This is a genomic window from Thermopolyspora flexuosa, assembly GCF_006716785.1.
Taxonomy (GTDB): domain Bacteria; phylum Actinomycetota; class Actinomycetes; order Streptosporangiales; family Streptosporangiaceae; genus Thermopolyspora; species Thermopolyspora flexuosa.
On sequence record NZ_VFPQ01000001.1, the window covers coordinates 4,832,226 to 4,855,473 of the forward strand.

The window sequence follows — 23,248 nt, forward strand, 5'->3', positions numbered from 1 at the left end:
GACGGCCATGCGGGAACGCGAGGGCGACCCTCTCCCCGTCGAGAGGACCCTCGCCGTATGTCAGCCGGCCATCAACGCGTTGTCCCGCTCGTACTCCTCCTTGGCGGTCGCGAGCAGGTCCCGCCAGGAGGTGACGTCGGGTCGCCGCCGCAGCAGCGCCCGCCGCTCCCTCTCGGTCATGCCGCCCCAGACCCCGAACTCGATGCGGTTGTCAAGCGCATCGGCGAGGCATTCGGTACGGACCGGGCATCCACGGCAGATCAGTTTCGCCCTGTTCTGCGCGGCCCCCTGGACGAACAGCGCGTCCGGGTCCACACCACGACAGGCGGCACGGGAGGTCCAATCCGTGATCCACATGTTTCGACCCCACTCCCCTTAGGTGGTCAGTCGTTCTTCGGCCGACGGGCGCGGGCGTCGAGCCTCCGTATTCAGTTGCCGCAGAGGAGAACGTACGCAACCGGGTGTTCGGTTCGACAGTCCCCGCCCGGGCCAATTTCCGGCATGGTCAAGTCGGGTCACGTGGCCGGGATTGACTAGTCACCCCCCGGGTACACGCAGCACAAGACGTATCGAATTGGACTTTCGGTACCAGTCATCTGGTTCCACGGTCGTACGCTAAAGGGCGTGCGAGCTCGAGGTTGGGGCAGAACTTTCATGGCCGTTGTGCTCCGTGTCATCAGGCTGGCCCTGGCGAGCGCGGTGGCGGGGGTGCTGATCGCCGCGATAGTCCTGCCCGCGGTCGGCGGTGCCGGGGTCACCGTGGTCTCCGTCACGAGGGAGCTGCGTATCGCCCCGGAGGAGCTCGACGAACCACCGCTGCCGGAGCGGACGGTGGTCCTCGACAAGAACGGCAAGCAGATCGCGCAGTTCTACTACCAGTACCGGCAGTCGGTGCCGCTCTCGAAGGTCGCCGACGTGATGAAGAAGGCGATCGTCGAGATCGAGGACGCCCGGTTCTACGAGCACGGCGCGATCGACCTGGAGGGCATGGCCCGGGCGCTGTGGAAGAACCTGCAGAGCGGCGGGGTGAACGAGGGCGGTTCCTCGATCACCCAGCAGTACGTCAAGCAGGTTCTGGTCAACAAGGCGAAGACGAAGAAGGAGGCGGCGGCGGCGATCGCGCCCACGGTCAGCCGGAAGCTGAACGAGCTGCGCCACGCCCTCGCCATCGAGGAGAAGTACTCCAAGGACGAGATCCTCGAGAAGTACCTCAACATCTCCTACTTCGGCGCCGGCGCCTACGGCATCGAGGCCGCGGCCAAGCGGTTCTTCGGCAAGCACGCCTCCGAGCTCAAGCTGCACGAGGCGGCCACGCTCGCGGGAGCCGTACAGAACCCCACCCTCACCGACCCCTCCCGGGGCAAGGAGTTCCGCGAGCGGCTGCTCGCCCGCCGCAACGTCGTGCTCGACGTGATGTACAAGGGCGGCAAGATCACCTACGAGGAGCTGGTCGCCGCCAAGAAGAAGAAGCTCGGCTACAAGGGCTACGACATCTCCGGCGGCTGCGAGCGGAGCAAGTACCCGTACTTCTGCCTCTACGTCCAGCACGAGATCCTCAACAACAAGGCGTTCGGCAAGACCGTGAAGGAGCGCCGCGAGCTGCTCACCCGCGGCGGCCTCACGATCCGGACCACGATCGACCCGCACATGCAGAAGGCCGCCGAGCGGGCGATCCGGCAGTACGTCAAGCCGTCCGACAAACCGGTGGCCGCCGAGGCCCTCGTGGAGCCCGGCACCGGAAGGATCAAGGCGATGGCGGCGAGCCGGAGGTTCGGCAACAACAAGAAGAAGAACGAGTCGAACTACAACCTCGTCGCCGACTCGGCCCACGGCGGCGGCGCGGGCTTCCAGGCCGGCTCCACGTTCAAGGTCTTCACGCTCGCCACGGCCCTGGAGAAGGGCATGCGGTTCGGCGACGGCTTCGAGGTGGGCGGCACCTACCAGGCGGCCGGGTACCACACGTTCCGCAACTGCAAGGGCGACCGGGTCGGCGACCCGAACCACGTGGTGCACAACGCCAGCGGCGAGGGCGGCGGCGGGTTCAAGAACCTGCAGACCGGCACCTGGGGCTCGGTGAACACCTTCTTCATGAAGCTCCAGGAGCGGGTCGGCCTCTGCGACGTGGTCAAGATGGCCAAGCGGCTCGGCATCAAGCGGGCCGACGGCAAGAAGCTCGGCGAGTACGAGACGTTCACCCTCGGCATCAACGAGATGGACCCGGTGACCGTCGCCAGCGCCTACGCCACCTTCGGCGCCCGCGGCACGTACTGCAAGCCGATGGCGATCACCTCGGTCACCGACCGGAACGGCAAGACGATCGAGTTCAAGCCGGACTGCAAGCAGGTGCTCGAGCCCGAGGTCGCCGACGCGGTGAACCACATCCTGTCCGGCGTGTTCACCAAGGGCACGATGAGCGGCGTGGGCGGCATCGGCCGCGACGCGGCCGGCAAGACCGGGACCACCGACGAGTACCGCGCGGCCTGGTTCGCCGGCTACACGCCCGACCTCGCCGCCGCGGTGAGCATCGGCGACCCACGCGGCTCGTACAAGTACCCGCTGCGCAACGTCGTCATCGGCGGCCGGTACTACCCGCAGGTGTTCGGCGCCTCGATCTCCGGCCCGATCTGGAAGCAGACGATGCTGCGGGCGCTGTCCGGGACCCCGGCGTCGTCGTTCATCCGGCCGGACATGTCCCGCTTCGGCGGCTGCACCGGCGGCTGCCCGAAGAAGAAGCCCAAGGACCGCGACGGCGACGGTGAGGACGACGGTGACGAGACCGGTACCGGCGACGAGGTGGACGAGGCCGACGACGGCTTCTTCACCCAGCGCAACCCCTTCGGCCGGAGGGGCGGCGACCGGTCCGGCGGCCCGGGTCGCTGACCCGGCGCGCCGTACGGCCTGACGACCACCCGGCCCGCCGCCGACCGGGCCGCCGCCAGAGGCGCCCGCTCGGCCGGCGGGTCCTGCCGTCTCGTCAGCCGGAGAGGCGTGCGCGCACCGCGGCGGCGACCCGGCTGCCCTCGGCGCGCCCGGCCACCTTCGGGTTGAGGACCTTCATCACCTGGCCCATCGCGCGCGGGCCCTCGGCGCCGGTCTCCGCGATCGCCTCCTCCACGAGCCGGTTCAGCTCCTCGTCGGTGAGCTGGGCGGGCAGGTACTCCTCGAGCACCGCCTTCTCCGCCAGCTCCGCCTCCGCCCGGTCCTGACGCCCGGCGTTCGCGAAGGCCTCCGCCGCCTCCCGGCGCTTCTTCGCCTCCTTGGTCAGCACCTTGACGATCTCCTCGTCGGAGAGCTCCCGGGCGGCCTTGCCGGCCACCTCCTCGGTGCTGATCGCGGCGAGCGCCAACCGTATGGTCCGCGTCCGTACCTCGTCGCGGTTCTTCATGGCGGCCGAAAGATCGGCCTTCAGCTTGTCCTTCAGCGAACTCATGGGGACCATCTTGCCGCGTCGCATGGGGCATCATGTTCGGGTGAGGAAAGCCGTGGCCGTTCCCTTGTCCGTGCTGGGCGTCGGCGTCGCCGGTCTCGCCTACGCGTCGATCGTCGAGCGCAACTGGTTCCGGCTGCGCCGGTTCGACGTACCCGTGCTCGAGCCGGGACGCCGGCCGATCCGCATCCTGCACCTGTCGGACCTGCACCTCACCCCGGGCCGCAGGCGGCTGATCGAGTGGGTGCGGTCGCTCGAGGCGCTCCGCCCCGACCTGGTGGTGAACACCGGGGACACGATCGCCCACCCGGACGCCATCCCGGCCTACCTGCGGGCCGTGGAGCCGCTGCTGTCCCGTCCGGGCGTGTTCGTGTACGGCTCGAACGACCTGTACGCGCCGCGGTTCAAGAACCCGGCCCGCTACCTGTGGCGGACCTCCAAGCGCGACGTGCTCCGGGAGGAGCCCTCCCTGCCCTGGGAGGAGCTGGGCGCGAGCATGACCGCGGCGGGCTGGCTCGACCTGAACAACCGGGTCGCCCGCATCAAGGTGGGCGACCTCGACGTGCACGTCGGCGGCATCCACGACTCGCACATCGACCGCGACCGGTACGACGAGATCGCCGGCCAGGCGCCCGGGGACGCCGACCTGCGCCTCGGCGTGATGCACTCGCCCGAGCCGCGCAACCTCACCCGGTTCGCCGAGGACGGCTACGACCTGCTGCTCGCGGGCCACACCCACGGCGGGCAGCTCTGCGTGCCGTTCTACGGCGCCCTCGTCACCAACTGCGGAATCGACCGCGCCCGGGCCAAGGGCCTGCACCGGCACGGCTCCGCCTGGCTGCACGTTTCCGCAGGTCTGGGCACCTCGCCGTACGCCCCGGTCCGGTTCTCCTGCCCGCCGGAGGCCACCCTCCTCACCCTCGTCGCCCGCCCGCCGAAAAGGAGAGGCACGAGCACCTCCAGAGTCCGGTAGACTGTCGGAGGCAACAGCGCCGCACCGGGGTGTAGCGCAGCTTGGCAGCGCGCTTCGTTCGGGACGAAGAGGCCGTGGGTTCAAATCCCGCCACCCCGACCAGGTCAAGGCCACCTGTGATCCACAGGTGGCCTTCTGGTTTTTCCGGACGGTGTCACGTGCGGCGATCCGCCCCGAATCGGGGAAACCGCTTCGCGATAATGCACGCTATTCCTACTTGAATAGTGGATAATACTTCCGTGACCTTACTATCAGCGGATCAGGAAGTCGTTGTGCGATCTGCGGCGCCGTCGGAAGCGCTGGTCGGGTTCACCGTCGGGGTGACCGCGACGCGGCGTGGCGAGGAGCTGGGCACGCTGCTCGCCGGGCGGGGAGCGCGGGTCATTCACGCGCCGGCGATCCGGTACGTGTCGGTCGCCGAGGAGGGCGGGCTGCTCGAGGCGACCCGGGCGTGCCTGGCCGCTCCCGTCGACGACGTGGTGGTCACCACCGGCGGCGGGTTCCGGAGCTGGCTGACGGCCGCCGAGGGCTGGGGGCTGGCGGACGACCTCCTCGACCGGTTCGCGGCCGCCAGGCTGCTCGTGCGCGGCACCCAGGCGCGGGGCGCGGTCCACGCCGCCGGGCTGTACCCGGACGGCGCGCTGGAGCCGTCCACCACCCGGGAGATCCTCGACCACCTGCTGCGCGAGGGCGTGCGCGGGCGGCGCATCGTCGTCCAGCCGTACGGCGAGCCGCTCCCTGGCTTCACGGCGGCGCTGCGGGACGCCGGGGCGGAGGTCATCGAGGCGCCGGTGTACCGCTGGCGGCCCGCCGCCGATCTGGCGCCGCTGCGGCGGCTGATCCGGCTGGCCACCGCCCGGATGGTGGACGCGATCGTCTTCACCACCGCGCACGCCGTACGGACCGTGCTCGACGTCGCCCGCCGGGACGGGGTGGAGGACGCGCTGCTGGAGGCGTTCCGCGACTCGGTGACCGCCGCGTGCGTGGGCCCGACCGCCGCGGCCCCGCTGGAGGCGCGGGGCGTGCTCGCGCTGCGGCCCGAGTCGCCCCGGCTGGGCTGGCTCGTCCGCGACCTCGCCGCGTACCTGCCGAGGTACGCGGTCACCCGGGTGGTCGCCGCGGGCCACCACCTCGAGATCCGGGGGCACGCGGTCCTCGTGGACGGCACGCCGCGGCAGATCCCGCCCGCGCCGATGGCCCTGCTGAAGCGGCTCGCGGTCTCGCCCGGCGCCGTGGTCACCCGTCCCGAGCTGCTCGCCCGGCTGCCCACCCGGGCGTCGGGGTCGGCCGAGCACGCGGTCGAGATGGCGATCACCCGGCTCCGGCAGGCCCTCGGCTCGGCCCAGATCATCGAGACGATCGTCAAGCGGGGATACCGGCTCGCCACCCCGGCCGCCATGGCGTCCGCAGGTCACCGGCCAGGAAGCCGCCGAGCCGCCTCATAAGCCCCGAACGGAGCGATCAACGGCAATACCTTGCCCGGGGGCGAGAAAGGCCGCGAGCGGCGCGTACGGCTCGCGCGGCGGGACCTCACGACCTGCGAGGCGGCCCCGGTGACGACGGCGAGACATGGCGCGGCGGGTCGCCCTCGCGTGGCGTCGTGGCCATCCGGCCTCCTGCGGGGAAGACCGGTCGAGCGGCGGTGAGCCCGGCCCCGCCGGCCACGCCGCAAGCGGTGACCGCGCCGGGGAATGTCGCCTCGGCGGCCGGCCGGTGGCGGCGCCGCGGCTGTCCGGGGGTCAGCCGAACTCGATGACCTCGAAGGCGGCGGCGAAGCGGCAGCCGAGGCGGGTGCCGGTGGCGCGGGCCATCGCCTCCAGGAACTCCTCGGCGTCGGCCATGGGGTGGGCGTCGCCGAGGCCCTTCAGGTACGCCGCGTGCGCCTTGAGCGACGCGACACCGGCGGCGAAGTGGTCGGTGACGTCGACCCCGTGCCGGGCGTACGGCGAGCCGCTGGCGAGCACCATGCGCACCCCGTTCCACGGCTCCAGGCCCTCGGTGAGCAGTTCGCGGAACACCCACCGGTTGGCCGCGTCCCGCACCGCGTCGATCACCGCCTGGCCCACGGCGATGTGGTCGGCCTGGTTGAGCCCGCCGCCCTCGAACGTCGGGTGGTGGTTCGTCATGATCACCACCTCGGGGCGGTGGCGGCGGATCGCCCGGGCGATGTCACGCCGCAGCGGCAGGCCGTACTCGAGCATGCCGTCCGGGTGGCCGAGGAACTCCACGGCGGAGACGCCGACGAGGGCGGCCGCCTCCCGCTGTTCCCGCTCCCGGACCGGGCGCGCCTCCTCCGGAGGCATCGAGTCGATCCCGGCCTCGCCGCTCGTCACCAGGCAGTAGGCGACCGTCTTGCCCTGCGCGGTCCAGCGGGCCACGGCCGCGGCCGCGCCGTACTCCATGTCGTCCGGGTGCGCGACCACGGCGAGCGCGCGACTCCACGCCTCGTCGACCGGCTGCAATCTGTCCACCTCGGCCCCCTCTCCGGCACGGTTCCGTGAGCTTCGGCTCCCTTGCAGTCTGCCCCGCGGCCCCGACATACGGCGGGGCATCGGCGGAGCGCCCGGGCGTACCCGGCGGCAGGGATCCGGCTATGCCCGCGACCTCGGCGTTCAACCGGGTGACGCGACCCGCATCGGCCCTCGCATCAAGACCACAGGGACTTACCACAAACTGTTGACCAGGGACGTGGAATGTAACTTTTCAATCGCTTGCCTGCAAACTCGGTACACAGCTACCCCGAACGTGGCAAGATCCCTGCCGTGGGCTCAGGGAGCTCACAGATCCCCCGGACTTTCAGGAGATCTCATGCGTACCCGAAGCATCCTTGCCGCGACCATCGGTGCCGCCGCACTGCTGGCGGCCGTTCCGGTGGGGGCCGCCATGGCGGACCCCGGTGACCACCGCCACGGCCGTTCCCACTCGAGGCCGATCGCCAAGCCCACGGCGACCGCGAAGCCGACCGCGAAGCCCACGGTCGGCGCCGGTGACACCTACACGCTCTGCGTCAACAAGTACAACGGCTCGATCCGGGTGCCCACGCGCTTCAAGCCGTGCAACCGCAAGGAGAACAAGATCACGCTGCTGACCCAGCAGGCGGTCGGCAAGCTGGTCGGTCCGCAGGGTCCCCAGGGCCCGGAGGGGCCGCAGGGTCCGAAGGGCGAGAAGGGTGACCCCGGCCCGCAGGGCCCGCAGGGTCCCAAGGGCGACCCGGGCCCGCAGGGCCCGAAGGGTGAGAAGGGCGACAAGGGCGACACCCCGGTCATCAACAGCCTCGAGATCGACCTCGGCAAGATGCTCGGCCGGTACAGCTGCGCCAACATCTCCAGCAACCCGGCGGTGCTGAAGTTCGGCAACTGCAAGAAGGTCTGAGCCGCACCGTCCGGCTGATCCGGCCGGGACGCCGCGCCCGCCCGGCCGGATGAGCCGATCACAGGCAGGAGATCACGGGTAACGGCATCCGCCCCCGGCCTGACGCCGGGATCGGGAGCCGGAACGGGCTGGGCAGCGCGTTCCCGTGATCTCCGCGCTGATCCACCCGGGTACAGGGATGGGGGCCGGTTCCGTCGCACACGGAACCGGCCTCCCCGTTTTCGGGCCCTGTCCTACGGCCGGCCTCGTCCCCCTGGCCGGACCGGTCTCCAGTCCCGCCTCGGCCGCGACGGTCCCGCTCGTCGGGGCACGTCCCGGCCGCGGGGGCCGTGCGCCGCCCGGAACCGCCGCTGGGAGAATCCAGGAAGCACGATCGTCGGATCGACCACGACAGGGCGGTGTCCATGGTCATCGAGCATGCCGAGCTTTCGATCATCCCCGGGCGGGAGGCCGAGTTCGAGGCCGCGTTCGAGCAGGGGCACAAGGCGATCGCCCAGTCGCCCGGGTACCTGTGGGCTCGGCTGATCCGGCAGATCGAGAACCCGAGCAGCTACCTGCTGCTGGTCGGCTGGGAGTCGCTCGAGGCGCACATGGAGACCTTCCGCGGCTCCGACCTCTTCCACCGGTGGCGTGCCGCCGTCAGCCCGTACTTCGCCGCGCCGCCGAACGTGACCCACTACAACGGCGAGCTGACGCCCGGTGAGGGCATGTAGCCACCCATGCCCTCAATGCACATAAGTGGCCCCCAGCGAACCTCTCGCCGATCGTCACTAAGGACTCTACGGCACTTCTTGGCCATCTCCACATGGTTTTCAATCGAGCGCTAGGTGTTGTCCGCCTCAGCAGCATGGGAGCGAGCAGCTGGAAGCGATGAGTTCCTGGTTCTCCTCGATAGGCGACACACAACCTCTCGGAAGTCCGAAAGTAGCCGATTTCGGCATGCTTCGCATCATTTTGATGCTCTATACGTACTGATACCGCTTATTAGCCGAGATATGATATAAGGCTGATACTCCTAAACAGTCGGTAACGAAAGAGGTGCGTGCCGTGGCGACGACGGTGAGCTACCAGCTTGATCCTGAGACGACTGTGCAGTTCGAGGTCGAATCGGTGCCTGGCTATCGTCCCGCAGGAGCCGGTGAGATTGTCGGGCAGGTCCGGACAGCAGTGGAACCTGCAATACGAGCTGCTCAGATGGTGCTAGAGAGGGCCAAGCTGGCGCGACCGAAGACTGTAGAAGTCACGTTTGGTATCAAAGTCAGCGGAACGGCGAACTGGTTCGTGGCCAAAGCGGCGACCGAGGGTAACTTCCAAGTCTCTTTGACATGGGAGCAGAGCTATACGGACCAGAAGGCGGAGCAGGTCGCTGGCTGATGGCGATATGACCAGCACGGATACGCCCTCGTCTGAATGGCTAGTGGCCATACACACAAGCGAGGACGGTATCGAACCGATTGGAGTCGGCGTGGTAATTGATACCCGCCGAGTTCTCACTTGCAGGCATGTCGTGGCTCAACATCCGAAGACCGAGCCATCCTTGTGGGTTACATTTCCCCTGTCAGGGGAGGATCCGATCGTTCGCCGCAAAGTGGTAGGCATCCGGGTCTGCGAGGACATGCCACCCGCTATTGCCGACGTCGCAGTCCTACAACTAATAGAAGATGTCCCATCCAGCGTCCGTCCCGCCCCGATTAGGCTCCCAGAGCCTAACAAAATGACAGATTCCTGCTGGCGGGCTTACGGGTTTGCTCATGGTGATCCGTTCGGTCACTCCGCCTATGGCCGGATCAGCGGACAGCTTTCCTACGGTTGGATAAGGCTACAGACACTCTCCGCTGATCGCCTAGCGCCAGGCTTCAGTGGCAGTGGTGTATGGTGTCCCGACTATAGGGCCGTGGTCGGACTAGTCACACAAGCTAATGATGAGGGTGACGGGCGGGCGATCACACTCTTTCAAATTGATAAATGGCTTCCCGAAGAGAATCTAACAGCGCTCACGACAAGCCTAACCGGCCGATCGGGAGTAACGGCTCCCAAACCGTCGGCATGGAGGCTAAGCACTGACCCCGAGGCAGGAAGACACTGGCTACCACGAGCACGGGGAGTTACACGAGATAGCGAACGTGGATATCGCTTCCGCGGCCGAGTATCCGCATTAAGGAAGATTCGCCAGTGGCTCGATCGTGAAAATTTGGATCGGCGCGTGCTCGTTGTCACTGGTCGTCCAGGCGCAGGAAAGTCAGCTGTCCTAAGCCGCATCGTGACCACGGCTGACGCGGAAATAAGAGCACAGCTGCCCCCCGATGACGATGCGGAGATGGCTACGATCGGCTCAGTAGCCTGCGCTGTCCATGCCAGAGGAAAGATGGCCATAGATGTCGCGAGCGAGATCGCTCGTGCTGTCTCTGCATCTCCGCCCGAGCGCGTTGATGACCTAACCAACTTGTTGCGCCAGACGTTACCGATATGTCCTGGACAAAACTTCAACGTGGTTATCGATGCCCTCGACGAAGTCAGTAATCCGGCGGAAGCGAGGGCGATTATTCACGAGATCGCGCTGCCACTTGTCGAAACATGCGCCGACTTGAGAATCCAGATCGTCATCGGCACTCGCCGCTATGACGCCCAAGGCAACCTTCTTGACGAGCTCCCTAGAGGGTATGAAATTATCGATCTAGATGATCCTCGATACTTCGACATAACTGATCTCGTATCGTATGCACTAGCTTCGCTCCGACTTGTTGGAGACGAGCGCGTCGACAATCCTTACAGAGACGACACTGTGGCCTTGCCTCTCGCTGAGCACATCGCAAAACTCTCTGATCGGAATTTTTTTATCGCCGGCTTGATAGCTCGAACGCACGGCTTACACGATCAACAGGCTGCAACACCTCACGAAATTACATCCTCTTACGCAACAGACACACTTCGTACGTACATACACCAGCTCCCGCAGGTCGGCGAGATGCCTGCCGAAGTTGCGCTAGCGGCGTTATCTTTCGCAGAGGAGCCAGGATTCACAGCCGAACTGTGGAGCATCGCCATAAACACTCTATACGAAATCGATATATCGCCCCAAAAACTGTCACATTTCGCACGTTCATCGGGAGCAAATTTCATCACCGAAGTCAACTCCGAACACTCAATAGCCACTTTCCATATTGCTCATCAAGTGTTGAATGAATGTCTTCGAGAAGTTCGCGGGCGAATTGCTATGCCAGTTGAGGATGAATCCCGCCTGACCAAAGCGTTCATCTCTCTGGGAGAGAGTGTCGGCTGGGCCAACGCTCCGCTCTACCTTCTGCGGTGTCTACCAGCACACGCTCAACGGGCGGGAATGATTGACGCGCTACTCACCAACGACAACTACCTCTGCCACGCAGATCTACGACAACTGCGTCCCTTCATGGACCTCGCTCGCTCGCCTGAAGCGCAGGCTAAGGCGCGTCTCCTATCTCAGGAATCCGGGATCACCGATGCGCCTCCTTCACTTCGCGCAACAATGCTCGCGAGTCCTCGGGAAGAATCTCTGGTTGATGTTGACCTCCCGATATCTAATCAGACCCGCTCCGCTCTTAGGTATTGGACAGAGAGAGATTCTCTGTATGGGCACGAAGACGGTGTGAACGCCGTGTGCGCCTTCACCCTCGACAACCAGACCCTCCTCGCCACCACCAGCGACGACGAAACCATCCGCATCTGGGACCCCCGCACCGGCCACCAACACCACACCCTCAAAGGCCACACCGACTGGGTGAACGCCGTGTGCGCCTTCACCCTCGACAACCAGACCCTCCTCGCCACCACCAGCGACGACGAAACCATCCGCATCTGGGACCCCCGCACCGGCCACCAACACCACACCCTCAAAGGCCACACCGACTGGGTGAACGCCGTGTGCGCCTTCACCCTCGACAACCAGACCCTCCTCGCCACCACCAGCGACGACGAAACCATCCGCATCTGGGACCCCCGCACCGGCCACCAACACCACACCCTCAAAGGCCACACCGACTGGGTGAACGCCGTGTGCGCCTTCACCCTCGACAACCAGACCCTCCTCGCCACCACCAGCGACGACGAAACCATCCGCATCTGGGACCCCCGCACCGGCCACCAACACCACACCCTCAAAGGCCACACCGGCTCGGTGAACGCCGTGTGCGCCTTCACCCTCGACAACCAGACCCTCCTCGCCACCACCAGCGACGACGAAACCATCCGCATCTGGGACCCCCGCACCGGCCACCAACACCACACCCTCAAAGGCCACACCGGCTCGGTGAACGCCGTGTGCGCCTTCACCCTCGACAACCAGACCCTCCTCGCCACCACCAGCGACGACGAAACCATCCGCATCTGGGACCCCCGCACCGGCCACCAACACCACACCCTCAAAGGCCACACCGGCTCGGTGAACGCCGTGTGCGCCTTCACCCTCGACAACCAGACCCTCCTCGCCACCACCAGCGACGACAAATCCATCCGCATCTGGAGCACCGAGGCCGCCGTGTAGCTCGCCTGCACAGTTTGTCGAAAGAAGAAGAACAAATGCGCCCAGCAATCGCTGACTACAAGGTCTACAGAAGGCACAAACGGTAGCCAGAATTCGTCTGCGCGAGCGAAGGTGCAAGTTCAAGAGGTGCAGCCGAGCCGCCATAGCGCACTACGCACCAGTACTCTGACAGACTTCGAAAACCGCACCTTTCCTGCGAGACATGGCCGGATGCTAATTCCTCCATCCCGGCCAGTCGCCTTCCTTGCTTATCTGGCCGATAAACGGCTGTGGTCGACGTAGGCGTAGCACTGGCGGAGTGCGCAGTCGTCGAGCGATCACGCATGCGAACCAGATCAGCAGGGCGACGCCGTTAGGTTTGGGCAAGGTGCGAGATATGCGGTGCCACCACCTGGTGGTATCGGTAGCTGATAGCCGCAGGTGGACACATACCATGAAACAGCGATGGAAGCCGACGATCCACGCCCCGACCAGAGAATGGATTAGGCGGCCCCACAGGCTTGCGAGAGAAGAGGTCCGCGCCTATAACCAGGCACAAGTTTGATCAGGAGCTCCACATTATTGTCTTGGTCAGTTGCGCTGCTAACTCATTAATCTGTCCGAGGATGGCGTTAGGAGACGCGGTCAGATCAAGGGCGTGACAAATGATGCGTACCCCAGCGTGACGGATCACATGATGGGCGGGGATTGCGTTGCCCTTCGCGTAGATGAGGTGCCCCTCGGGAAGGTTGAGGGCGGTGCAGTAGGCGAGCATCTGGTAGATGTCGCCGTCGACAAAGCCCTTCGATCGTTGCGGCTTGTATTTGGCGTCGGCGACGGCGGCGGGGCGCCCCTGGAACTCCCAGACCAGGTCGGGTCGCATCGTTATGGTGTGCGACTCGTCGAGATGGCAGGTGTACTGAGGGCGGACGGCGCCGCCGTGGCGCGCGTGCACCTCCTCGGCGAGGGCCACGGTGACAAAGGACTCGAAGATCTTGGCGAGGTCGAACAGGAACGTGTTCGCCACGACCTCGCCCGGTGAGTGTTCGGGTGACGTGGCCCGCCAGACGATCTCCGCCAGGCGCAGCGCGGAATGGTAGCGGGCGTTGAGGCGCGTCGGATGCCAGGCAGGCGGCGCCGTACCGGGGATCGGGAGTGTGACGGGGGCGAGCCGATTGCGCAGGGCGAGGAGTCGGCGGCGGGCCTCGTTGTCGAGGCGGGGAACGGTGAGCAGGCGGTTGACCGCACCGAGCAGGATGCGGTTCTCCGGGATGTCCATGGTGAAGTCGTCGTGGCGCACCTCCATCGGGATCACCCGGCCATGGTGGCGGCGTAGCTGGTCGGCCTCGCGGAGCCGGCCGCGCATCACGTACGAGGCGTCCTCGACGACCTGGTAGCCCTGGAGCAGGCCGCCACGCAGCGCCCGCTCGGCCTGGCGGCACAGCGAATGGGCGACCGTGGGGAGCAGGCCCTCGCGTACGTCCAGGCGTGCGGTCTCCTCCCGCCAGCCCTTGGGGTCGGTCGCATAACCGATCAGGAACAGCAGGCGATCGATCGAGAGCTTGGGCGTTATCCACACCTCGACATCGCCTACCACGGCCACGCCGACCTTGTCCCGGGCCTGCACCTCCCAGAGGTTCCTGTCGAACGGTGAAGGTCGTGCCCGTACCACGCCGGACGCGGCGAGCCTGCGCCCTTGTTCCTCGGTGAGCCGAAGCGACACCGCAGGCCCGGTCTCGGCGATCTGTATGCGTATCATCAGCGGCCGATCGGGCTGTGCGCCTGTCACGCCGGGATGCCGGTGGCCGCGGCGAGTTCCTTGCGCAGTGTGGACAGGCGGTAGCGGTCGAGGACGCTGCCCGGCCGGCCGTAGTGGTACTCGGCGAGCAGCGGCTCGATCGCGGTCTCCCATACGGTCTGCAGACCGTCCGGACGCCGGTAGATCTCGGGCTTCATCAGGTACGACGGGCCGATCGCCAGATCGCGATCCTCGATGCGGGCGTTGAGCGCGTCGAGGATCTGCGGGGCGTCGAGATTGTGCACCGCCTCCGGGTCGGTCTCGCGCAGTTTCTCGAGCCAGCGCGGCAGGATGCCCTTAACCGGCTCGTTTTCAGGGTGCAGCTCGACGAACCGGAAGCGGCGGCGCATCGCGGCGTCGACCAGGGCGATCGACCGGTCGGTGGTGTTCATCGTGCCGATGATGAACAGGTTCTTCGGCAGGGTGAAGTCGTCTTCCGGCGAGTACAGCAGGCCGATCGAGTCGTCGCGGTACTCCAGCAGGAAGTAGAGCTCGCCGAAGACCTTGGCCAGGTTCGCCCGGTTGATCTCATCGATGATCAGGATGTACGGGGCGGACTTGTCCTCACGCGCGGCCTCGACCATCCTCCGGAACGGCCCGGGCCGCAGTCTGTAGGTCAGCTGACCGTCGGGTCCCTGTTCCGGACGGAAGCCTTCGAAAAAGTCCTCGTAGGTGTAGGACGGGTGGAATTGCACGAGCTTGACCGCAGCCGGCTCGGCCAGCCTATTCGCCAGCCTGCGCGCGAGGAACGTCTTTCCCGTGCCCGGCGGGCCGTACAGGATGATCTGCTTGTTCTCCCACAGCAGGTCCGCGATGCGCTGCAGGTGCTCGAGGTCGATGAACGTCTCCTCGGCGAGTTCTTGAACGAGCGCGGGGAAGGCCAGTTCCGACGGCTGAGCGTCGCCTCTTTCCTTCTCGTCGCGATCGATGCCCAGCGCGTTGAGGAGCGCCTCGATCGCGTCGATGTCCTCGGTGAGCTCCACGACGTCGGCCTGGTTGTGCAGCCTGGCTGGCAGCGGTCGTGGCAGCTTGGCAAACGGCACCGGGCGGGTTTCGTTCAGCCACTCCGCCGTACGCCGCAGGTTGGATCGCTGGTCTGAAGAGCACACATAGCGGGCGTCGCCGGTGATGCGGCCCACATACGCCTTGCCGTTCGTGGTGGTGAGCACGTAGTCGCCCGGCCGCATGCGATTGCAGAAGGCGTCGAATTCCGCAAGCTTCGCCTCGCGCACCGCGTACGTCTTGTGCTGATATCCCTCGTCAACCGCCTGCTTGAGCTGCTCGCGGTCGATCGGCAGCGTGATCTCCCTGAGGTTGGCGGCGGCGAGAGAGACCGAGTTCTTACGCAGCCAAACCGGCACTAAGTCCCGTCCGTCCACCGACGAACCGCGCACCAGCCACGCCCGCCGGACCGAGGGCATCTCCACCACATCGGCGAGCATCTCTCGAAAGTCCTCGGTGGTCAGCCGCTGGGCGGGATTCGCCCGGCCCTCCGGGTCGAACGTAATCCCCTCCTGCTTCAAGACTTCACGCGGATCGTCGGTGCGGCCGGGTTCTGGCCACTGGAAATCGCGCGGGACAGTCCCGTCATTTAAGAGCACCCGATGCATTGACGGGAATTTGTTCTGCCGGAGGAATCCCCAAACCGAGTTCCACGATGACTCCGCCAGTTTGGCCAGGTCGCCGTGACCGGTCCAGGTGCCCGCCTCCAGGTGGGCCATCGCCTCGGCCACCAGCATCCACCGAGGATCTTTGTGCCTCTTACGTATCTCGTTCCGCCGCTTGGCCCGGTATTGGCGCCTGAGTTCCTGCGAGAGCTCGACACTGTCGTGCTCCTCGAGCGCCTGCAGACCTGCCTCGGTGATCGCCCAACCGTTCCTCCTGGTGACCCATCCCAACGCCGCGGCCTGCATCACCTTCCAACCAAGCCGGGTTTGCCAGCGCCGACGTTCGTCGCCGGTTATCGCCAGGTACTCGGGGGCCGTTTTCACCCGCTGCTCGACCCTATCCATGGTCTGCTGGCGGGTCAACGGCCCATCCGCGTCGCGTAAGACCTCCAGTGTCGTGCGCAGCAGCAGACTGATGGGTTCGGAAGCCATGGGCAGCTCCTACTCTGCAGCCGGACGAGCCGGATGGCGGGGACCATGACCAGGAGCGGGGTCGAGCACCGTTCGGTAGCGCGTCCCATTGGCGATCGCTTCGCTCATGGTGTCGTAGATCTTCAGGATCGCCTTCTTTGTGCTCGCGAACAATGCGGGAGTGACGTTCTTGAATGCGCGGAAGGTTTCCATGATGTAGTCAACGTCATCACGGGACACCCCGTAGAGGTGAAAGTAGGCCGCGTCCAACTCCGCGCGCAGCCAGAAGCGCCGCTCCTCGTCCCAGCGGAATGGTGGACCGTTGTCACCATGATCGCGAGCGAATGCTTCCAGCCCATAGGACGTATAGGTCAGCTCCAGCACTCGGCTCCGCACCCAACTTCCGATCTGCTCTTCCGGGTCCCACTCACAACACCGGTCATACGCACTCGGGGGCAGCACAGGGAGTTGAGTTAGGTAATTGTAGGTAATGTGGGTTCCGGCCATTTTCTGACGGACCACGAAGTCGAGGACAAATGAACACAAATTGGCGTAAAGACCGGAAACATCCTTGACTGAGGGAAGAATCAGAGGGCCAGTGTGACCTATACCAGCGAGTGGCATCACCCAACTAATCAAGGTACGCATATCTGAGCTGCGACTAATGTCGCGCCAGCCAAGGAGCCAGCCTCGCTCCCACCTCACTGCGCGACGTCTGCCACGCTCTCCTTCTGGCGGGCACAGCCGCTCCAGGACATCATCTTCGGACACCCAGTATCGCGGGATCACCACATAGTCAGGATCGTCTTTCTGCTCGGGAGTAGGGCGAGGAAGGATGCCAACATTGGCCTGCGCCTGTGTCTGCCCCTCGTAAGTACCGAACCGGTCGTCGAAGTGGTGAAGCATTTTCGCCTCATAGAGAGGCAGAAGGCGCTTGCCGTCGCGGAAGAGAACGTTATCTTTAAGCTCCCAACCCTCCTCGAGCATGCTCGTCAGCGTCTCGCCGACGGACGCATCAGGATAGAACAGGCCCGAGTCGTTGGACATGTGAAACATGGCCAGGAAGGTAAGCCCCCAAGGGTTACTTTCCTCAACGCCAGCAGAGGCCTCTCGCCAGAGCACCGGAACCCGCCGGTGTATACCGACCGTGATTTCAGCGTTTCTTTTGTAATCGAAGACCGGGCAAGTCCCAGTGTTGGGATTTATGCGCTTGATATCTTCTGGTGTCAGCGAAAACTTGCGCTCAGGGATCTGGGTGACCTGCCGGAGCCGGAAGGCGAGATCGATTCGCTCCTGTGGAGCATTGCGGCCTGAGGCACTCCAGAGACAGAACCGAACCCGATGATCCACGTCGGGAAATATTTTTTCTTCATTTTCGAAGTCATAGATCGAGACCAGGGTATTGGTCTCAACCATGTCCTTGAAGAAGAACTGAGTGGTTGCGTCCGTGGCAATCCCTGTAGGGAGCACCATCCCTACTCGCCCATTGGAGGCAAGGATGGTCCTACCTGTCTCCGCGAAGACGGCGTACGTGTTGATGTCGCCCCGGCCGGTCAGCGGGTAGCGACCGGAATCTCGCAGCAGGAGCGTCGTACCGTCTGCATGGCGCAGGGCCGCCTTAAATTCGGCATACAGCCGCCGATCCGCCTCTTCCTCGCTGTCCTTTAGCCCTTCGATAGCCAATTTCCGAGCAGCAGCATTCTTCGCATTCGCTATTTCCTCGTTACGAGTGGCAAAGTACTCTTTTTCTTGAATTTTCACCCGTTCCCACGGAGGATTTCCGATCACACAGGTAAATCCACCCGACCAGCCCGTCAACGGATTCACATCGCCTTGCTCGGAAACTCGGAACACATGCGGGAACTCCACATGCCAGTGGAAAAAACGATATTCGCGACTCAGCGCATCGACCCGCGCCACGATTTCCTGTCGCCGCTCATCGAATCCGTCACCGCCGATCCAGGACAACGTCTCATCCTTGATGGTATTCATTCGCGTCTTCAGGGTGAGTTCCTGAACGAACGCGGCACACCAGGAATCGGCCACGCGTTTTGCCGACTTCCGTTGTGCATCGATCTCGCGCAGCCTACGGCGCTGTACCGTCAGGTCACTCATACGAGCCGGCAGCGTGGAAACGAGTTTTTGGGTGTGCGATGCGATGCGCACGTTCGACTCGTGAATCGGCTCGTCACCGAACAGGGTTTCCTGGCGAATTCCCTTAGCGGCTCGATCCCTCTCTGCTTCGTTCTCCTTCGCGACGGCCGCCGCGACCTCCTTGTCATCACCCTCGATTGGCTTGTACGCCGCCTTTGGAATTCCCCGTTTGATGAGCGCCGGAGTCGCACCGAGCAGGCTGTTGCCGACGCGAATGTTCGCATCAAGGAAGGCGAGTGGCCGACCGGGTTCCACTGACTCCAACCAAAGCTGCACCTTGGCCAGCTCCGCGGACATCTCGTTGATGTCCACGCCGTAGATGCAGCGCGAGACGACCTCACGCATGGCATGCCGTACCAGATCGGGGGACGGTTCGTCCTCCCCCGAGCGGATTTGCGCGATACGGCGCGCGATACGGCGTGCCGCCGCGACAAGGAAGTGCCCGGAGCCACAGGCAGGGTCGCAGACAGTGACGTTCAGCAGTGCCTCGACCTTCGCCTCGTCGGTGTCCGCGTCACGGAGCACGTCGTCAAGCACGGGGTCGAGCGTGGTGTCGAGCAACGCCTCGGTGAGGGACGGGGGCGTGTAGTAGGAGCCGGACTTCTTGCGCTCGTTCCCGGGCGCCTCGCCTAGGGAGAACGTACGTTCGGTTGTGTCGACGTCGGGGTGGTACTCGAGCAGGCCCTCGTAGACGCTGCCGAGCTCCTCGGTGTCCAACTCGCGGAAGTTGACCGTCCGCCGATGAAAACCCGTCTCGACGACGGTCAGGTGGCGTACCGCCTCGAGCAGGTAGTGGTTCGCGATCTGCATGCCCTCGAGCGGGGCGTCGAGCTCGTCCGGCAGGGACGGGTTCAGCGGGGTTCCGTCGGGTAGCTCGGTGATGCGCTCGAAAAGCCCTCCGATGCCTGGGATGGCGAGGTCCGGCAGTCCTTCCTCAGTACCGAGCGCCGTGAAGATCAGCTGGACGGCCTGCCACAGGTCGTCGTGGTGGTCGACACCGCCGCGAAGCGCCCGCTCTCGCAGTCGCTGTGCCGAGAAGTAGGCGGCGTACCGCTCGCGCGCCGTCAGCACGCGGCGGTCCAGCCGGTCGCCGACCTTGGCCGGCTCCAGCAGCACGTCACGATCCTCGGCGACGAACCAGAACAGCAACCGGTAGACCGTCCGCAGGATGGCCCGGTTGAAGTCCTCCTTACTCAGCTTGCAGAGCTTGTCGAGGCTGCCGCCGTACAGGGCGAGCTTCTCCGGTGTGTCGTACATAGGGAGCTTCGCCAGCTCCTCCGGTGTTGCGGTCCCGGCGAGGCGGCGGCGCAGCAGGTCGTTCGCCGGGTGGCGGAGGAATCCGGTACCGAGGGTCTCGATGGCCCGCCGTACGCCCAAGCGCATGCGGGACCGGGCGCGCTCCCCGATCCGTACCGCGTCGTTCCGCCACCGCTCCAGCAGGCAGTCAGCGACGGTCTTCCCTTCCGGCACGGCGAACCGGGTGGCGTGCACCAGCCGGTACAGCAGCAGGAAATCGGGGAACAGACGCTCGGAGAAGATCAGCTCGAGGTCGAACTCGACGTACGCCGAGCCTGCGAGCGCCCGCGAGTCTCGCAAGAGCCGCAGACGCGCACCGTTGGAGAGGATGCCCCACAGATGGTCATCGCTGCGGTTCAGCATCTCCTGCAGCATCGATTGCGGGGCCTTGTGCGCCGCCCCGGCGATGCCCTTAGTACGGCGGTCGAGCTCGACCCCCCAGCCGACCAGGTGGATCGGCACGTGCTCCCACCGGTGACTCACCGGGTACTGGGTGCCCTCGATCGTGAACCCACCTCCGCTGGGCTGCAGCACCCCGAAGCCCAGCGAACGGAACAGAGGCAGCAGCCAGCGTTCCCGCGTGCGTGGCGCGCGTCCCTCCTGCCTGGCACGTTCCCTCTCCCGGGCGAACGCCTCCCAGGCGCCGCACAGGTACTCGAACTCCCGGGCGGCCGCCTCCCGGACCGTCTCGTGGGGCAGCAGGCCGTACGCCTCCGGCTCACGGCCGGGCAGCTCTGGGCCCTCCAGCACACGAGTGAAGAGGTCAGCGGTGAACAGTCCGCCGGCCGTACGCAGGGAAGGGAAAGGGGAACGGCTCATCACAGCCCTCCGGCCGAAGCAGGCAGGTAGACGTAGATGCCGAGAAGGTCGACGGGGGTGTGCGGGGTCACGGTGATCCGGGCGGCGCCGCTCTGCCGGGACGCCTCGCGGACCCGGGCGTGGGAGGCACGCAGGCGCTCGGCGACGGCCGCGGCCTGCGCGTTCAAGGCGGGCTCCAGGCGTGCGAGGAGTGCGGGACGGCCGTCGTCGCCCGGGACCAGCAGTCGCTCCAGGTCATCGCGGGCGAGTTCGGCGGGGATGTTCGCAGCGGGCTCCGCCGACAGCAGGGCCTCCACCTCCTCCGGGGGCAGCCACTGCGGGTCGTCCGGCCGCCCGCGGAAGGCGAGCACTTGCGCCTCCTCGGCCACCAGCTGCTTGACCCCGCCCCGTACCGGCAGCTCCAGATGCATACGGAAGCGGGCGAGCAGGAGCGTGGTGCGGCGCTGCACCGCGGCCGTGCGCATCACCCCGCAGCGCCGGGCCGGGCGAGGACCCGGGGTCGTCGGATCGAGGGCGCTGTCGAGCACGTAGCGGGCGATCGCCGCCACGGCGGGGTCGGTGCGGTCGAGATGGGCGTGCCGACGGGGGGCCGGCATGTGCCGATGGAACGGCAGTGGCTGCGGGTGGCCCGGTGGCAGCGTGTCCCGCAGGCCCGCCGGGAGGGTCGCGGTGACGGCGGTGAAACCGTACTCCTCGTCGGTGAGTGAGGACCCGAGTGCCTCGAGGGAGTCGCGGACGAAACGCTCGATCTCATCGTTCGAACCGAGGCTGGCGCGGATCTCCTCGATCTCCCGGGCGACCTCGTCCGGCTTGATGCCGGCCTGGGCGAACTTGGTGCGTGACGCCTTTTCCCGGTCCGCCGAGCTTTCCCACTCCCGGTGCAGGTCGCCGGTGGACAGGTTGAGGGGAAGTTGCTCCCATCGCTCGCCGCCGGAGGTGAGCAGCTCCTCCATCAGCGCCTCGACGAGCAGGTTGGAGGAGTTGGGCACAGGCACGCTCACCCCGAGCCTCCTGCGGATCGCCTCGTGCTTGCGCAGCAGCACCCGCATAACGATCTCGTCGATGACGTTGTCCGCGCCGATCATGGTCACTGCGCGGACGACGTCGCGCACCTGGCCGAACCGGTCGACGCGGCCTTCCCGCTGCTCGTGCCGGGTCGGGTTCCAGGCGAGGTCGTAGTGGACCACCGCCTGGAAGGTGTCCTGCAGGTTGACGCCCTCCGACAGGCAGTCCGTGGCGACCAGTACATGCCGCCCCTCGGTACGGCTCAGCTCGTCGATGCGGGCCTCGCGCTCGCCGGGCGGCAGCGTACCGGTGACGCATTCGACCGTCGCGGCCTGGCCAAGCGAGGCTCGCAGATGCTCGGCGACGTACTCGGCGGTGTCGATGAACCGGCAGAACACGATCGGATCGAAGCCGTCGGCGAGCAGCCCTTGCACCACCTCGTCGAGTTTGGCGAGCTTGGCGTCCTTGTCACCGGCGAGGGCGTCGGCCTCGCGCGCGAAACGCAGCAGGCGGGCCCGCTCGGACCGGTCGTCCTCGGCCACGTCGTCCGCGCCGGGCAGCACGTCGACGGACTCGTTCGCCTCGTCGTCGGCGAGGTCGAGCACCGTCGCACGGCCGATACGGTCGGCCTCCTCGGGTGTCTCGCTCTCGGCGACCTTCGCCCGCTTGCGCAGCGTCGCGGCGGCAGCCCGCGGCGACGAGGCCAGGGCGCGCAGCAGCGCCAGCACCGACCAGTAGCGGACCCGCTGCCGCAGCCGGTCGCCTGACGCGTCGGCCACCGTCTCCTTCGCGTAGGCCAGCACCCGGCGTACCAGGCGGTGGTACTCGTCACCGAGGTGGTAGCGCTCCTCCCGGGTCTCCCGCCGTTCGGGGAAAGTCGTCTTGCCGAGGTAGGAGATGATGTCCCCGCGACGGCGCTGGACCATGTGGCGGGCGAGCCGCTCCCGTCCCGCCCTGGTCTCCAGGTCCACCGTGGCCAGCTCCGGGTCGAGCAGGCCGATCAGGTTGCGGAACCCCTCCTCCTTACCACTGTGCGGGGTCGCGGTGACGAGCAGCAGATGCCTATCGGGTCGCTCGGCGATGCGACGGAGCAGCTCGTAGCGGAGGGTGGCCGCGCCGGATCCGCCGTCGGCGACGCAGGTGTGCGCCTCGTCGACGATCACCAGCTCCGGACAGGACTGGAGGAACTCATCGCGGCGCCGAGGGGACTTGATGAAGTCGGTCGACACCACGGTGTACGGGTAGTGGTCGAAGATCGACCGGTCGTCGCCGATCACGTTGCGTTCGAGCTGTTTCACCGTGCTCGGCAACACCAGCTCGGCGTCGATGTGGAACTTGCCGCGCAGCTCCTCCTGCCACTGCTCGGCAAGCGCCGGGCCGCACAGCACGGTGAGCCGGTTCACGGCCCCCTGGGCCAGCAGCTCGGCCGCGATCAGGCCCGCCTCGATCGTCTTTCCGATGCCGACGTCGTCGGCGATGAGCAGGCGCACCGTCTCCAGGCGCATCGCCATCAGCAGCGGGACGAGCTGGTACGGCCGCGGCTCGACGGCGAGGCCCGCGAGCGAGCGGAACGGGCCGGCCGTCGAGCGGAAGCCGATGCGCAAGGCGGTGCGGAGTAGGCGGGCGCTCACCGCATCGCCGGCGTCGTCGGCGCTCGGGGGCGGGAAGCTCGCCTGCCGGACTGGCTCCAGGTTGGTGAGGATCGCCGCCGTCTCGTCCTCGCGCCCACCGAGCGGCCGGACGATCAGGAAATCGTCGTCACCGCCGGGCAGGACCACCCAGTCCCGGCCACGGGCGTTGACCAGGGAACCCGGCGTGTAGACGGCCAATG

14 protein-coding genes, 1 tRNA gene and 1 pseudogene are annotated in these 23,248 nt (G+C 66.2%); 9 read left to right on the forward strand and 7 right to left on the reverse strand.

Annotated elements, in window-relative coordinates:
- Positions 1–60: 60 nt before the first annotated feature.
- A complete protein-coding gene (locus FHX40_RS20760) occupies positions 61–357 on the reverse strand; it encodes a WhiB family transcriptional regulator (protein WP_142261164.1) in 297 nt (98 codons plus the stop codon).
- 306 nt (positions 358–663) lie between these two features.
- On the opposite strand from FHX40_RS20760, the gene FHX40_RS20765 reads away from it, so the two are divergent.
- Positions 664–2,880, forward strand: coding sequence for a transglycosylase domain-containing protein (locus FHX40_RS20765; protein ID WP_373286878.1), 2,217 nt, complete (start codon positions 664–666; stop codon positions 2,878–2,880).
- Between the two features lie 94 nt (positions 2,881–2,974).
- Here the strand turns inward: FHX40_RS20765 and FHX40_RS20770 are convergent, their stop codons facing one another.
- A complete protein-coding gene (locus FHX40_RS20770; RefSeq protein WP_142261166.1) occupies positions 2,975–3,430 on the reverse strand; it encodes a GatB/YqeY domain-containing protein in 456 nt (151 codons plus the stop codon).
- A gap of 22 nt (positions 3,431–3,452) precedes the next feature.
- Here FHX40_RS20770 and FHX40_RS20775 point away from each other — a divergent pair, with 22 nt between their 5' ends.
- The 3 genes from FHX40_RS20775 to FHX40_RS20785 all read left to right on the forward strand — a co-directional run bounded on the left by FHX40_RS20775 (position 3,453) and on the right by FHX40_RS20785 (position 5,845).
- Positions 3,453–4,400, forward strand: a complete 948-nt coding sequence (locus FHX40_RS20775) for a metallophosphoesterase (RefSeq protein WP_142261167.1) — start codon at positions 3,453–3,455, stop codon at positions 4,398–4,400.
- 25 nt (positions 4,401–4,425) lie between these two features.
- Positions 4,426–4,502, forward strand: a tRNA-Pro gene (locus FHX40_RS20780).
- Between the two features lie 170 nt (positions 4,503–4,672).
- Positions 4,673–5,845, forward strand: a complete 1,173-nt coding sequence (locus tag FHX40_RS20785) for a uroporphyrinogen-III synthase (RefSeq protein ID WP_229788510.1) — start codon at positions 4,673–4,675, stop codon at positions 5,843–5,845.
- Positions 5,846–6,139: 294 nt separating this feature from the next.
- Here the strand turns inward: FHX40_RS20785 and FHX40_RS20790 are convergent, their stop codons facing one another.
- The gene (locus tag FHX40_RS20790) at positions 6,140–6,871 is read right to left on the reverse strand and encodes a PIG-L deacetylase family protein (RefSeq protein ID WP_268241027.1); all 732 of its coding nucleotides are present in this window, start codon (positions 6,869–6,871) and stop codon (positions 6,140–6,142) included.
- A 337-nt stretch (positions 6,872–7,208) separates the two neighbouring features.
- On the opposite strand from FHX40_RS20790, the gene FHX40_RS26125 reads away from it, so the two are divergent.
- The 5 genes and pseudogenes from FHX40_RS26125 (at position 7,209) to FHX40_RS20810 (ending at position 12,288) form a co-directional block, all read left to right on the forward strand.
- Positions 7,209–7,772: a collagen-like protein gene (locus FHX40_RS26125; protein ID WP_170198906.1), complete on the forward strand. Its 564-nt coding sequence runs from the start codon at positions 7,209–7,211 to the stop codon at positions 7,770–7,772.
- 404 nt (positions 7,773–8,176) lie between these two features.
- A complete protein-coding gene (locus FHX40_RS20800; protein ID WP_142261169.1) occupies positions 8,177–8,485 on the forward strand; it encodes an antibiotic biosynthesis monooxygenase family protein in 309 nt (102 codons plus the stop codon).
- A gap of 334 nt (positions 8,486–8,819) precedes the next feature.
- The gene (locus FHX40_RS20805; protein WP_189136171.1) at positions 8,820–9,146 is read left to right on the forward strand and encodes a CU044_2847 family protein; all 327 of its coding nucleotides are present in this window, start codon (positions 8,820–8,822) and stop codon (positions 9,144–9,146) included.
- A 7-nt stretch (positions 9,147–9,153) separates the two neighbouring features.
- A pseudogene (locus FHX40_RS26310) lies at positions 9,154–9,666 on the forward strand (S1 family peptidase); the annotation flags it as partial.
- 366 nt (positions 9,667–10,032) lie between these two features.
- Positions 10,033–12,288, forward strand: coding sequence for a WD40 repeat domain-containing protein (locus FHX40_RS20810; protein WP_244941610.1), 2,256 nt, complete (start codon positions 10,033–10,035; stop codon positions 12,286–12,288).
- Positions 12,289–12,832: 544 nt separating this feature from the next.
- Here FHX40_RS20810 and FHX40_RS20815 read toward each other — a convergent pair.
- Genes FHX40_RS20815 through FHX40_RS20830 form a run of 4 tightly spaced genes read right to left on the reverse strand, consistent with a single transcriptional unit; the run spans position 12,833 to position 23,246 of the window.
- Complete coding sequence (locus tag FHX40_RS20815; protein WP_211350343.1) at positions 12,833–14,056, reverse strand: McrC family protein; 1,224 nt, start codon at positions 14,054–14,056, stop codon at positions 12,833–12,835.
- Complete coding sequence (locus tag FHX40_RS20820) at positions 14,053–16,164, reverse strand: McrB family protein (protein WP_142261171.1); 2,112 nt, start codon at positions 16,162–16,164, stop codon at positions 14,053–14,055. Before FHX40_RS20820 ends, FHX40_RS20815 begins: the two co-directional genes overlap by 4 nt.
- Before the next feature lie 9 nt (positions 16,165–16,173).
- Positions 16,174–20,412, reverse strand: coding sequence for an Eco57I restriction-modification methylase domain-containing protein (locus FHX40_RS20825; RefSeq protein ID WP_142261172.1), 4,239 nt, complete (start codon positions 20,410–20,412; stop codon positions 16,174–16,176).
- Complete coding sequence (locus FHX40_RS20830; protein ID WP_142261173.1) at positions 20,412–23,246, reverse strand: helicase-related protein; 2,835 nt, start codon at positions 23,244–23,246, stop codon at positions 20,412–20,414. The genes FHX40_RS20825 and FHX40_RS20830 overlap by 1 nt, the downstream gene beginning before the upstream one ends.
- Positions 23,247–23,248: the final 2 nt, after the last annotated feature.

Excerpts from the sequence above, each read along its gene's own strand:
- FHX40_RS20760 (WP_142261164.1), bottom strand. The coding sequence starts at position 357 with ATGTGGATCACGGATTGGACCTCCCGTGCCGCCTGTCGTGGTGTGGAC.
- FHX40_RS20770 (WP_142261166.1), bottom strand. The coding sequence starts at position 3,430 with ATGAGTTCGCTGAAGGACAAGCTGAAGGCCGATCTTTCGGCCGCCATG.
- FHX40_RS20775 (WP_142261167.1), top strand. The coding sequence starts at position 3,453 with ATGGGGCATCATGTTCGGGTGAGGAAAGCCGTGGCCGTTCCCTTGTCC.
- FHX40_RS26125 (WP_170198906.1), top strand. The coding sequence starts at position 7,209 with ATGCGTACCCGAAGCATCCTTGCCGCGACCATCGGTGCCGCCGCACTG.
- FHX40_RS20800 (WP_142261169.1), top strand. The coding sequence starts at position 8,177 with ATGGTCATCGAGCATGCCGAGCTTTCGATCATCCCCGGGCGGGAGGCC.
- FHX40_RS20820 (WP_142261171.1), bottom strand. The coding sequence starts at position 16,164 with ATGGCTTCCGAACCCATCAGTCTGCTGCTGCGCACGACACTGGAGGTC.
- FHX40_RS20825 (WP_142261172.1), bottom strand. The coding sequence starts at position 20,412 with ATGAGCCGTTCCCCTTTCCCTTCCCTGCGTACGGCCGGCGGACTGTTC.